The sequence below is a fragment of the Micromonospora olivasterospora genome, assembly GCF_007830265.1.
GTDB classification, from domain to species: domain Bacteria; phylum Actinomycetota; class Actinomycetes; order Mycobacteriales; family Micromonosporaceae; genus Micromonospora; species Micromonospora olivasterospora.
This window is the reverse complement of the sequence record NZ_VLKE01000001.1, coordinates 6,197,157-6,210,366: the sequence shown is the minus strand read 5'-3', so window position 1 is coordinate 6,210,366 and position 13,210 is coordinate 6,197,157. Positions and strand designations below refer to the sequence as shown.

General features: G+C 74.0%; 8 protein-coding genes. 6 read left to right on the top strand and 2 right to left on the bottom strand.

What is annotated here, in order from left to right:
* Positions 1-28 precede the first annotated feature (28 nt).
* The gene (locus JD77_RS28125) at positions 29-694 is read left to right on the top strand and encodes a response regulator transcription factor (RefSeq protein WP_145776897.1); all 666 of its coding nucleotides are present in this window, start codon (positions 29-31) and stop codon (positions 692-694) included.
* Positions 695-698: 4 nt separating this feature from the next.
* On the top strand, positions 699-3,080 hold the full coding sequence (locus tag JD77_RS28120) for a hypothetical protein (RefSeq protein WP_145776896.1): 2,382 nt from the start codon (positions 699-701) through the stop codon (positions 3,078-3,080).
* Between the two features lie 50 nt (positions 3,081-3,130).
* Here the strand turns inward: JD77_RS28120 and JD77_RS28115 are convergent, their stop codons facing one another.
* Positions 3,131-4,153, bottom strand: a complete 1,023-nt coding sequence (locus JD77_RS28115; RefSeq protein WP_170286572.1) for a sensor histidine kinase — start codon at positions 4,151-4,153, stop codon at positions 3,131-3,133.
* 155 nt (positions 4,154-4,308) lie between these two features.
* Complete coding sequence (locus JD77_RS28110; RefSeq protein WP_211372712.1) at positions 4,309-4,857, bottom strand: sigma-70 family RNA polymerase sigma factor; 549 nt, start codon at positions 4,855-4,857, stop codon at positions 4,309-4,311.
* 315 nt (positions 4,858-5,172) lie between these two features.
* Between JD77_RS28110 and JD77_RS28105 the strand changes: the two genes are divergently transcribed.
* The 4 genes from JD77_RS28105 (at position 5,173) to JD77_RS34880 (ending at position 13,195) form a co-directional block, all read left to right on the top strand.
* Positions 5,173-6,585, top strand: a complete 1,413-nt coding sequence (locus tag JD77_RS28105) for a glycosyltransferase family 2 protein (protein ID WP_170286571.1) — start codon at positions 5,173-5,175, stop codon at positions 6,583-6,585.
* Positions 6,586-6,672: 87 nt separating this feature from the next.
* Entirely contained in the window at positions 6,673-7,908 is a 1,236-nt protein-coding gene (locus JD77_RS28100; protein ID WP_145776893.1) for a hypothetical protein, read from the top strand.
* Positions 7,905-9,707 (top strand): hypothetical protein, encoded by a 1,803-nt coding sequence (locus JD77_RS28095; protein ID WP_145776892.1) that lies wholly within the window; start codon positions 7,905-7,907, stop codon positions 9,705-9,707. Before JD77_RS28100 ends, JD77_RS28095 begins: the two co-directional genes overlap by 4 nt.
* Entirely contained in the window at positions 9,704-13,195 is a 3,492-nt protein-coding gene (locus tag JD77_RS34880) for a right-handed parallel beta-helix repeat-containing protein (RefSeq protein ID WP_145776891.1), read from the top strand. The genes JD77_RS28095 and JD77_RS34880 overlap by 4 nt, the downstream gene beginning before the upstream one ends.
* The last annotated feature ends 15 nt before the right edge of the window (positions 13,196-13,210 follow it).

Here is a 13,210-nt window from a genome sequence, read left to right as displayed (position 1 = left end):
CGTGGTTATTGACATCGGGAGACGAGCCATGGACGTTGCGGTAGCCGACGACGGCGCGCTGTTCCGGGAAGGGCTGCAACTGCTGCTGTCCGCCGCGGGGCACCAGGTGGTCGGCTGCGTCGAGGACGGCGACCGACTGCTGGAGTTACTGGCCCGTACCCCCGTCGACGTGGCAATCATGGACATCCGGATGCCGCCAGGCGCGGACGGCGGACTGCAGACCGCCCAGCGCGTACGGGCGGAACACCCCCACGTCGGGCTGCTGCTGCTGTCCCAGCACGCCGAGGCGCACTACCTGTTCCGACTGCTGGAGATCGGCACCGAGCGGATCGGGTACCGGCTCAAAGACCAGGTGGCCGGGGTGGCCGTGCTCGCCGACACGCTGGTGCGCATCGCCGCCGGCGAGATCGTGATCGAGCCGGCGCTGGCCGCCAACCTGGTGGACCGGCCGAGCCCACCGGTACGCAGTGTGCTGGCCGATCTCACCGAGCAGGAACGCGCCGTGCTGCGGCTCATGGCGGAAGGGCGGTCGAATTCCGCGATCGCGACGGAGTTGTTCCTGTCGGTCAAAACGGTCGAGAAGCGGATCGCGAGCATATTCACCAAGCTGAACCTGCCGGCCGAGTCGGCCGCGCACCACCGGCGGGTTCTGGCGGTGCTCGCCTACATGCGCTCGAACCAGATGGCGGGCTAGCGCCGTGCCCCGGAACACAGCCGGCGAGCCGGCATACCCACCCCGCCCGGCCGGGCCGTTCACCGCTCTGGCCCGGTTGGCGTCCTCGGGTGCGCTGCCCGCGCCGGCCGGGCCGCGGGACCCGCTGGGCGGATACCGGCCGATCCTGCGCACGCTGCTGCGCGAACTCGCCCGGGCCCACGCGGTGCGCTACGCGGCGCTGTGGCTGCCGACGGAAACGGCATACGACAGCAGCGCCCTGTCATGGGCACCCGCGATCACGTGGCGGTCCCGGCGCTGGATGCTGGCCGCCCTGCCGAACCCGGTAGCCGACCCGGACCTGCTGCTGGGCACGGCCGGGGTGGTGGCGACCGCGGACGTGACCGACGGCGGCGCCCGGTACGCGGTGCTGGTGCTGGCACACCCGGAGAATCCCCGGTACCCGCTGGACGCCGCGGTGCCGCTGGGCGAGACAGCGGTCTGCGTCGGCCTACTGCTGCGGCAGGCGAGCCACCGTGCGGCGTGCACTGCCGTGCGGGCCCGGGTCGACCGGGCGGTACGGCGGGTCAGCGCGACCCAGATGGAGTTGTTCACGGTGCAGGCGGTGGAGCGCGACCGGCTCGCCACCGCGGTCACCGCGACGCCCGGCCGGCAGCTGCGGGCGATCCTGGACCGCACCGCGGACCTTGAGCGGGCGCTGCGCGCCGGCTCACCGGAGGCGACGGCGATCGCCGGCGGCATCCGGGCCGGGTTGGGCGAGATGATCGAGCAGTTCCGGGCCGTTGTCCGCGGGGTGTACCCGCAGGTGCTGCGCAGCACCGGCGTGCGCGCGGCGCTGGAGGAGGTCACCGCGGCGTTGCCGGTGCCGGTGGTCCTCCGCGGCGAACTGGGCCGGCGCCAGGGCTGGGAGGTCGAGTCCGGGCTGTACCAGGCCGGGGTGTCCGCGGCGGCCGCGTTGGGCGCCAGCGGCGGCGAGCAGCCGGTGCACCTGGAACTGGGCCGGTCCGACGGGGTGTTGACCATCCGCGCGCAGCGGGCCGGCGCCGACCCGGCCCGGGTCGTCGCGGCGCTGCGGGACGACTCCCGGCGGCTGGCCGCGCTGGGCGGCCGGCTGCGGGTGGAACGGGCCGGCCGGGGCGCGCCGACCGTGGTGGACATCCTGCTGCCGGAGCGGGTCGGCGGCGACTTGCCGGAGCCCACGCGCACCGCCGCGCCGGAGCCCACGCGCACCGCCGCGCCGGAGCCGGCCGGGCCGCCGCCGGACGAGGCCGCCGCCGCGCCAGAGCTGCCGGCCGGTGTTTCCGCGCGCCGCCTGCTGACCCTGCTCGTGACCAGCCGGGAGGCGCCCGCGGACAGCCCGCCGTTACGGGTCGCGGTCGACCGGCAGGACGGTCGCAGCCGGGTGGTGGTGGTCGGGGCCTCGGCACCTGAGCTGGTGTCGGTGCTGTACGAGCCGGCCGACACCGCCAGATGGGATCCACCGGTCGGGGTGGTCTCGCCGACCGGTTACCAGTACCAGCCATACCCGCGGGTCACGCTGGAGCCAACTCCCGGGGCACCGCCGTGGCGGCCGGTCCGGCTGCCCGACCGGTCCGGCGCCGGGTGGCCGGGCGCAGCGGCCGAGGTGGACCGGATACTGATCGAGGGCCCCGTGGACGCGCTGCGCGGGCTGCGGCTGCTGCGCTACCGCGACCGGGTCGACGCCGACCTCGCGGCCCGGCTGCGCCGCTGGTCGGGGACTGTCGACGGGCCCCCCGACGCGGTCGTGCTGGTGCTGTCCGGGCCGGCCAGCGCGGCGGAGTTGGAGTTCCTGGCCGCTCTGCGCGCGCCGGGCGGGGACGGGTTCCCCCCGGTGGCGATCTGCGCGCTGCGCGAGGGTACCGCCGCGACGGCCGGATCACACCAGCAGCTGACGTCGATGTGCGACGCGATCGTGGACTGGCGGGTGGCCCCGGGCGGCGGTGCGGCGGTCGAGGCGGCGCTGCGCGCCCGGGTACGCGCCTGGGCGGGGGTGTTGGCCGCCCGGTGGACGCTGCGCGCACTGGCGGCCTGCCTGGCCGCGGGGCAGCTGGACGACCGGTTCGCCCGGGCGGTGGAGGCGGCCGTCGCGGGCGCGCACGAGGTGGCCGAGCTGGACCTGTTGCAGGCGTTGCAGGGCCGGCGGATCCGGCTGCCGCGCGGGCAGGACGAGGCGCTGCGCCTGCTCGGCGAGCACGGTCCGGACTCGCGGTCCCGGCTCGGCCTGGCGGACGACGCCGGCTCGGGGCAGGTAGCCCAGGCCGCGAGCAGGGCGTTGGCGTTCTGGCGGACGCAGTCCATGGCGCCGGACTCGGGACCGGCCGGGCGCAGTGCGTGCGCGCTGCTGGTGCGGACGTGCGAACGGCTGCTCACCGGCGGCGCCGGGTGACCGGCGCGAGGCACGCGCGGGCGGGCGGCCCGGCGGTACCGGCGCGACGCTCAGCTCGCCACGAACCCGCTGACCCGGGTACCGGTGGTCGGGCTCGACCGTACCGTCAACGTGCCGTCGACCGAGGCCAGACGGGCGGCGAGCTGGCGCAGCGGCATCCGCCCGCCGGTGTCGAAGCCCGGCCCGGTGTCCACCACCTCGAAGCTCAGGCCCCGGCAGGAGGTACGTAGCGTCAGCGTGACCGCGGCGCCCGGGGCGTGCTTGTGCGCGTTGCTGACCGCCTCCAGGCAGGCCAGGTAGACGGCGGTCTCCACCTCGGGCGGGTACCGACGGTCGGTCAGTTGCGCATCGATGTCCAGGGTGACCGTGTCGAGCGCATCCAGCCGGGCGGCCAACGCGGCCACCAGACCGTGGTCGGCCAACGGTGCCAGCAGGCCGGTCGCGGTGCTGTGCAGCACCTCCTCGGTGCTGGCCAGCAACTCCCGCAGCCGGTCGAGGTGCCGGCCCGCCTCCACGGCGTTGCCGGCGCCCAGCTGATACTCGACCATGGCCAGCGACATCTGCAACGCGACCATGTGGTGCTGCGCGCCGTCGTGCAGGTCGCGCTCCAGCTGGTACCGCTGGTGCTCCATCTCGCCCGCGGCCCGCAGCCGGGCGTCGGCCAGCAGCAGGTCGCTCTGGCCGATCAGCCTCTCGGCGTCGCCGGTGATCAGCTGGGCCTGGATGTCGCTGACCAGCAGTCGGGTCACCGCGTGCAGTTCGGGCCACCGGCGCAGCCGCTCGGCCGCCGCCGGCGGCTCGATCACGAGGTCGGCCAGGACCTGCTCGCCGTCGCACAGCCGGACCGGCGCCGCCCCGGTCTCGGGTACCGCCGTCTCGGCGCCGACAGCGGTCCAGCGGTACTCCTGCACGGTGTGTTCGACCGTCGGGTCCGCGTCGCGCGCCGGCAGGGGAAGCCACAGCGTGATGGTGACGGTGGCGGCCTCCAGGCACCCACCCAGCGCCCGGGCCAGGGCCTCGGCCTGCACTCCCGGCAGCGGCCGCCCCGGCAGGCCGTGCACCGCGTCGACCACCCGTGCCACATGCTCCGATGGGCACGGCATCGGGGGTGATTCGTCGGTTCGCTGGGTCGAGCGGCGCATGCTGTTACTGTAGGCGGCTCCGGTCGGGCCCGGCTGGCCCGGCCCATCGGCTGCGACGGCCTTCCGCCACGGTCGCGCCGAAGGGCTCACGCCGCACAGAGCAGGTGGTTGGTCGTCGCCTTGCGGGCCGCCCGCAGCGCGTAGTGCACCCGGCTCTTCACCGTACCGACCGGCACCCCGAGCGTCTCGCTGATCTCGGCCGCGGTCCGGCCGTTGAGGTACGTCTCCACCAGCGCGGCCCGGTGCTCCGGCCACAGCCCGTGCAGCACCTGCTCGACCAGCAGGGAGTCCACCACGCCGGCCATCGGGTCCGCCGTGGCCACCTCGGCGGCGTTCTCGATGTCCACCTCGGTCGGCCGGGCCTTCTTCATGCGGTACCCGTCCATCACCAGGTTGTGCACCACCCGGCGCAGCCAGCCCAGCACCGACCCGTGGTCGCCGGTGAGCCGGTCCAGGTGCCGCCACGCCCGCAGGAACGCCTCCTGCACCGCGTCCTCGGCGCGCCCGGTGTCGCCGTCGGTCAGCCGCTGCGCGTACCGCAGCAGCGGCTGCTGGTAGGTGTCCATCAGTTCACGCAGGTAGGAGTCGGTCTCCGGCGTGCTGCTGGGTCGGTTGCTCTGCACTCGTTCGGCCATGCCATGACAGTGCCGCCCGGGGCGGGTCGCTCGATATGGTGCGGCCCCTGCTCCCGCGGGTGGGGACCCCCGAGTTGGAGAGGGTTATCCCTACGCCCGGCGCTGGTACCCGCGGCCTCCGCCGCGCCGCCGCCGGTTCGCGCGCCGACCCGTGAACCCGACGGTGCCACGATGCCGTGCCCCAGGTGGACGACCTCCCGCCCGGCGGCGGAAGGCAGGCGGCGACGGGTCGTCCGGCACTGCCGCGACGGCCGGGACCGAGGCCGGACGGCGGCCCGAGCAGCGGCGCCGTGGCGCCCGACCGAAGAGGTGGGTATGCAGGAGACGGACTTTCCGGCGGTGGGCATCGGGATCACGACGCACAACCGGGGCGCCGTGTTCCGTACCGCGTTGGAGGCGATCCGCAAGTACGCGCCCAGCGGCGCCGCGATCGTCGTGGTCGACGACGCCAGCGACGAGCCGGTGGAGGAGGCGACGTTCCGCTTCGACAGCAACGTCGGCATCGCGCGGGCCAAGAACAAGTGCCTGGAACTGCTGGTCGAGCGGGGCTGTACGCACCTGTTCCTGTTCGACGACGACTGCTGGCCGGTCGCGGACGGCTGGGAGCGGCCATACATCGACAGCCCCGAGCCGCATCTGATGTACATGTTCACCGACACCCCGCGTGGCCAGCTGACCGACTCGGTGGAGATCTACCAGGACGCGCAGCTTCGGGCGTACACCCATCCCCGCGGCTGCATGCTCTACTTCGAGCGGCGGGTGCTGGACCGGGTGGGCGGGTACGACACCCGGTACGGCCGGTGGGGGTACGAGCACGTGGACCTGTCCAACCGGATCTACAACGCCGGCCTGACCTCGTTCCGGTTCGCCGACGTGGTCGGCAGCGGAGATTTCATCTTCAGTTGCGACGAGCGCACCAAGGTCGGCTCCAGCGTGTCGGACATCGAGCGCTTCCACCTGGTGCGTAACCTCAAGACCCGGTCGGAGGCGAGCTACACCTCGGCCGAGTACCGCGAGTTCCGCACCGTCCCGGTCGGTGCGGCGGCGCAGAACGTGGTGCTGACCACGTACCTCACCTCGCAGCCCGACCCGCAGCGCGGCACCACCTGGACCCCGAACTACGACGATCTGGCCGAGTTGCGCCGCTCTGTCGAGCGGCACGGGCGGCGGCTGGTGGTGCTGCACGACTGCCTCGACGAGCCGGACACCGACCTGGTCACGCACGTCCGGGTGACGCCGGGCGGGGCCCTCAGCTCGCCGTACTTCCACCGCTGGCTGTGCTGCTGGCGGTACCTGCGCGAGCACCCCGAGATCGACCAGGTGTGGTGCGTCGACGGTACCGACGTGGAGATGCTGCGCGATCCGTTCCCGGAGATGGACGACCGGCTGTACCTGGGCGACGAGCCGGCGCCGCTGTGCATTCCGTGGATGGTGTACCACCACGGCGGCAGCGCTAAGCTGCTGCAGTTCCTGTCCGACAACCGGGGTGTCCCGCTGCTCAACGCCGGGCTCACCGGCGGCCGGCGGGAAACGGTGCTGGAATTCTGCCGGGACGTGTTCGACTTCTGCGTCACCAACGCCCGGGAGGCCGGCCCGCTCGACATGGGGCCGTTCAACTACGTGGCTCGCACCTGGTACGCGGGAATGATCGTGCACGGCCGCCAGGTCAGCACGGAGTTCCGTAAGGAAGACCGGACCAGCACCGAGTCGTGGTGGCGGCACAAATAGGAATTCGGGCCGGGAGGAGTGAACCCCCACCGGCCCGCTGGGCGTGCCACAGATGAATTCTGGACGCGGCGAAGGAGGGCAGTGACCGTGGACGTGGACACAGGGCTGGACGTGGCACCGGTGGAGACACGGGACGAGACCATGCACGCCTTGCTGCTGCGGTTGGCCGGCTCGCTGCCGGACCGGCTGTTGACGGACGCTCGGGACGCGCTGGCCGCCGGCCGGCGGCTGGACGTCGTACATGCGGTTGCCTTCGAGGCAGTCTCCCAGCCGCTGCAGCTGGACGCCGACGAAATCGCGGCGCTGCGCGAGGAACTGGCACTCAGCGGCGGGGACATCGACCTCGGCCTGGCGCTGGAGGAGCTGCGCGGAGAACGCCCGCCGGCGCCGTGGCAGTTCCTGTCCGACCTGCCGAGGACTGAGGAAGACCTGGCGTCGATAGTGCTTCCGCGGGACCGCACCGCCGATCCGGCCGACGTCCTCGATCCGGTGGACCGGGCGCTGGTGGCCGCGGCGGCGGCAATCCCGACGGTACGCGCGGTGTGGCGGGCGTGGCGGATGCCGTCCAGCGCCCGGCCCTGGCAGGACCCGTTACGGGTGGCCGTGGTCAGCGTCGACGAGGCCATCGGCACCCTTCCCGCCATCAGCGTCCACCTGCGGCAGGCCATGGCCGCGGCCGGAGACGCCGAGGCCCAGGTCGAGGTCTGCTGGGCCGGGCTGAACGCGCCGCACTACCAGACCCTGGCCCGCTCGTGCGGCGCCCTGCTGTGGGCGGCACGGCCGGCCGCGCCGGTGACCACCGCCCGGCTCTTCGACGGCGTCGACCCGGTACGCGGCCCGTGGTTCGCCAGCAACCGGCCGGTCATCTCCGATGTCACGGAACGCGACGGCCTGCTCGCCGCGCTGCGCGGCGGGGTGGTCATCGCGTGGAGCAGCACCGCGACGCCCGACATCCTGACCCCGGACCGCGGCGACGTGGTGCCGATGCACCTGCGTACCGACGGGACCTGGCTGTGGAGCGAGGCGGTCGCGTACTACCTGGAGAACTACGGCCTGGCGCCGGATCCGCAGTTGGTCACGCACCTGGCCGGGGGCGAGCCCGCCGAGCCCCTGGACGAGATCTCCGTGTACCGCGCCCTGGTGCACCTGTGCCGGCCCGACACCGAGGCGGTCGTGTGGCGGGTACCTGGTCCCGACGACGACCCGGTCCCACCGGCCGACGCCCCCTCGTCCGACGGTATGGCGCCGGCGAACCCGTGGCTGTCTGCCGCGGCGCCCGTGGCAGCACCGGACGGCGCTACGGATCGGCCGGTGCTGCCGTGACCGAGTTGCTCGCCCCGTTGCAGCGGGTGTCCCTGCCGTCGTCCTGGGGACGTCCGCAGCCCGGCCAGGGCGTGCCGGTCGGGCGGCACGTGGCGCGGTACCTGCGCCAGGCGTCGCAGGCGGTGGGTGCCGCCGTGGCGCGCCTCCTGCCGGACGCCGGTTCACGGGTACCGGTGCTCGAGCGGGGGCCGTGGGAGGCCCCGGGCTCGGTCACCCCCGGCCCGGCCGGTTGGTTCGCACTCGCGGTCGAGGCGGACCGGTCCGGCTTCCGGCTGGGCGGCCGGCCGTTGACCGCCACCGACCTGGCCCAGGCGATCTGGCACTGCCCCCGGTGGCGGGGTCGGCCGGTGCTGCTGGTCACCCAGCCGTCCGCGCCGGCCGACGGGGCGGTGGCGGTACTGCACCAGCTCGCGGTCGACCTGGGGACACCGGTCTACGCCTCGGACGCCGGGATCCACTTCACCTTCGGACGCGCCTCCACGAGCGGACTGTTCTGGTGCTGGCGCCCCGACGGCGGGGCCGAACCGGAGCCGGCGGGTCGCCTGCTGCCCCTACTGGGGCCGGTCCGCGTCCGCCACACCCCGACCGGCGGGGCGCCCGGCCGCGACCAGCTGTCGTCGGCACCGCCCAGACCGGTACCGCCGCCAGTGACCACCGATCCGGGGACCGCCCCGTCACCCGCTGCGGCAGCGGCATCGGCACCCGGATTGTCGTCGGAGGCGGAACCGGCGCTCGGGGTGCTCGGCCTGGCGGTTCCGGCGATCGAGGTGCCCCGTCCCGACCTCAGCGTCCGGCGCATGGTGCTGCCCGACTTCGCACCGCCCCGGCTGGAACTGGACACCTGCCGGACGCTGGCCGCCGACCTGGCCGCGGCCACCCCGGACACCACCGATGCTCCGGCGACCGCCCCGGACACCACCGACGCCACGCCGACCGGACCGGGCACCGCCGACGGCCCGGCGACCGGTGTGGACGCCGGTTCGCCGCCGGCACCACGCGCCGTCCGGCCGGGGGCGGCGTGGTTCGGGGTACGGGCGCGCACCGACGAGACGGACCGGGAGCGGCTGCGTACCGTGCTGGGCTGGAAGTTCCAGGCCCACTCCCGGACGGTGACCCGGGCGCTGTCGCTGCGCCCGGGGCTGCGCAGCGCGGTCGGCGAGTACGACGTGATGGCCGGGCTGGTCGCGGTGCTGGCCCTGCTCAACGGGGTGGGCGAGCGGGTCAACGGCGCGCTGCGCGGTGGGGGTACGCCCGACGAGGACGTCCAGTTGCTGGCCCGGTGCGCCCGCGCGGGGCTGGAACAGCTACCGGCCGTCGGGGGACCCGTCTTCGCCGCGGCACCCGCCGGGCTGGAGGTGACCGACCGGTACCGTGCCGGGGATCTGCTGGTGGAGCCCGCGTTCACCGCGGTGTCGTTGACCGGCGGCGCCGAGGGCGGCGCGGGCCGGTACGCGATCTGGTCGGCCACCGCGCGGCGGCTGGACCAACTGGGTGTCCCGGACGGGCCGGGTGCCCGGGCCGGGCGGGCCATGTTCGCCGCCGGTACCCGCTTCACGGTGCTCGGCACCGACGAGGGTCCGGACGGCGCGCCGTGCGTACTGCTGCGGGAGATCGTCGTCGGGCACCAGCGCGGGCTCGACGAGCGGGTGGCTGGAAAGCTGCGCGAGGCGCTCGCCGCACAGCCGCGAGGCGCGGCGTCCGCGCCGCTGCCATGGCCGCTGGGCTTCGCGGCCGGCGACCACCCGTTCGCGCTCCAGCCCGAACAGGGCGGCGACATTCATGAAGGAGTGAATCCGTGACCACCAGCGTGTTGTCGGTGTCGGCCAGGGACACCGGATGCCTCACCGACATCACCCGGGCACTGGACTCGGCGGCCCCCGGCGACACCGTCGCGGTACGCCCTGGCGTGTACCGCGAGGCGCCGATGTTCCGCCAGAATGTCGTCCTGGTCGCCGAGGACGGTCCGGGCACCGTCACCATCGAGGTGCCCGCGGGCGGGGCCATCCTGGCTGCCGGAGGCGAGGTCCTGATTCAGGACATCGCCATCCGCGGCGGCGACGAGCGGATGCCGCTGCTCCAGGTGGCCGCCGGCCGGGTTCGGATGGAGGCGTGCACCATCGACGCCACGGCGCCGGCCGTGATCCACGTGCGCGGCGGCGCCGTGGAGATGCGCGGCGGCGCGATCAGCAACTCCGGCGGGGCAGGCATCGTCCACGAGGCCGGCGCGGGCGAGTACACCGGCGTGCGCGTACACGGCATCGCCAAGTACGCGATCCTGACGTCCGGGCCGAGCGCGCCGGTGTTCCGGGACTGCACGTTCACCGAAATCGCGGAGGCGGCGCTCCTGGCCGTGGGCGTCAGCGCCCCGCGCCTGGAGGGCTGCCGCATCGACGACGTCGGCCAGTACGCCGTCGTGGCGCAGCAGGCCGCCCGGCCGTACCTGGCCCGGACCACGGTGCTCGGCGGCGAGGTCGGGCTGCTCGCCAACGACGAGGCGGCCCCGGTGCTGGAGCACTGCGAGATCCTGGAAACCCGGGTGCACGCCGTGGTGACCATGGCGCATGCGGCACCCGCGCTCTCCGACACGGTCATCACCCGGCCCCGAGGCCACGGCCTCGACTGCCGGGGTACGTCCCGACCGAAGCTGACCAACTGCGAGGTGCGCGACTGCGGCGCGGCCGGGGTGGTGGTCAACGACGCGGCGGCGCCGCACCTCACCGGGGGGACCGTGGCGGGCTGCGCCGACGCGGGAGTGTTCGTGACCGGCCAGTCGAAGGCGCGGCTGGACGGGGTCGAGGTACGCGACGTCCCCATCGGCGTGGCGATCGAGCAGGAAGCCGACCCGCAACTGCACGGCCTGTCCATCGAGGGCGTCCGGTACGGCCTGCACGCGACCGGCGGTGCCGGCCGGTTCTCCAACGGTCAGGTCACCGGGGCGCGGGCCGCCGGGGCGAGGCTCGCCGACAGCGCGACCGCCGTGCTGTCCAACTCCCGGTTCACCGGCTGCCGGGTCGGGGTGGAGGTGGCCGGGACCGCCCGCCCCACACTGTCCTCGACGGCCGTGGAGGAGTCGGCCGGGGCGGGCTTGCTGACCGGTGGCCCCAGCGAGGTCACCGTGTCCCGCAGCCGAATCAGCGGCAGCCGCGGCCCGGGGATCAAGGCCGGCGCCGGCAGCAGCGTCACCGCGACGGACTGCGAGATCGTGGGCAACCAGGGCCCAGGTGTCCTGGTGGAGACCGACCAGCCGGTGCGACTGCACGGCGGGGTGGTGCGTGGCAACGGTGGCGTCGCCGTGGACGCGCCGAGCCCGACCGCCGCGGTCGAGCTGTCCGGCGTGGACACCGGCCACAACGGGCGCCCGGTTTCTCTTCCGCCGTCCGGGGCCGGGCGGCGGGAAGCGCCGGCGGCCGGCGACGCCCCGGGATCCGTGCCCGCGCCGACCGGAGGCGCCAGGCCGGGCGTCACCCCGCCCGGAAACCTGTCCGAGATGCGCCCGCCGGCCCCCGCGCCGTCCGTCGGGCCATTCGGTTCCGTGGTACCCGCCGACGGCGGTCCCGGCGCCGGCGCGCCCGGTGACGGGCCGCCGAGTGCCGAGGCGCCGGGCCGCGGCACGGGTGGCGGCGGGGAAGCGGACGGGCCGGTGGCCGCGCTGCTGCGCGAACTGAACGGGCTGGTCGGCCTGGCCGGAGTCAAGCACGAGGTGGCCACCCTGGTCGGGCTCAACCAGATCGCCAAGCGGCGCAGGGAGGCCGGGCTGCACGTGCCGCCCATGTCCCGGCACCTGGTCTTCGCCGGGCCGCCCGGCACGGGCAAGACCACCGTGGCCCGCATCTTCGCCCGGATCCTGGCCAGCCTCGGGGTGCTCTCCAGCGGGCAACTGGTCGAGGTGTCCCGCAGCGACCTGGTCGCCGAGCACGTCGGCGGCACCGCCGTGAAGACCACGGCCCGGTTCGAGGAGGCCCTGGGCGGGGTGCTGTTCATCGACGAGGCGTACACGCTCTCGACCGGCGGGGGCGGCGGCGGCCACGACTTCGGCCGGGAGGCCATCGACACCCTGGTCAAACTGATGGAGGACCACCGTGACGAGGTGGTCGTGGTGGTCGCAGGCTACAGCCCGAACATGCGGACCTTCCTGGCCGCCAACCCGGGCCTGGAGTCCCGCTTCGCCCGTACCATCCAGTTCGAGAGCTACTCCGACGACGAACTGGCCGAGATCGTCGAGCGGCTCTGCCGTACCCACCACTACGCGCTGGAGTACGAGACGCGGCAGGCCCTGGTGCGCCACTTCAGCGATTTCGCCCGCAACGAGACGTTCGGCAACGCCCGGGTGGCCCGGCAGGTCTTCGAGGACATGCTGGGGCGCCAGGCGTACCGGCTGTCGAGCAGCCCGCAGGCCTCGGACCTCGAACTGGCCCGGCTGCTGCCGGAGGACCTGGGCGAACAGGCGGCCGGGCCGTCGGCGTCGGCCGGCGTGGCACAGGCCGTCCAGGACCTGCTCGGGCGGCTGAACTCGATGGTCGGCCTGGACGCGGTCAAGCGCGAGGTGACCGACGTCATCGACCTGATCGCCTCCACCGAGGCCCGGACCCGGGCCGGCCTGCCCACTCCGACGATCTCCCGGCACCTGGTCTTCGCCGGGCCGCCCGGCACCGGCAAGACCAGCGTGGCCCGGCTGTACGGCCAACTGCTCAACGCGATGGGCGTGCTCCGCACCGGCCAGCTCGTCGAGGTCTCCCGGGCCGACCTGGTCGGCGAGTACGTCGGGCACACCGCCGTCAAGACCACGGATGTGTTCAACCGGGCGCGCGGTGGTGTGCTGTTCATCGACGAGGCGTACGCGCTGACCGGCCAGGGCAACGACTTCGGTCGGGAAGCCATCGACACGCTGGTGAAGCTGATGGAGGACCACCGGGACGACATCGTGGTGATCGCGGCGGGGTACACCGGGGACATGCGCCGGTTCCTGGCCAACAACGTGGGGCTGGCCTCCCGGTTCAGCCGGCAGATCCCGTTCGAGTCGTACACCTCCTCGGAGCTGGTGTCCATCTTGCAGACGCTGGCCCGCGACGGCGGCTTCGACTTCAGCAACGACAGCATTCCCCTGCTGTACGAGCACTTCGAGAGCCTGACCCGGAACGAGACCTTCGGCAACGGCCGGTACGCCCGCCAGTTGCTCGAACGCACCATGACCAAGCAGGCCAACCGGTTGCGCGGCGCCGCCGCACCGACCGTCGAGGAGATGCGCCAGTTGCACGCGGCCGACGTGCGGGCGGCCATCGCGGCCTGACCCGCTGGCCTAGTT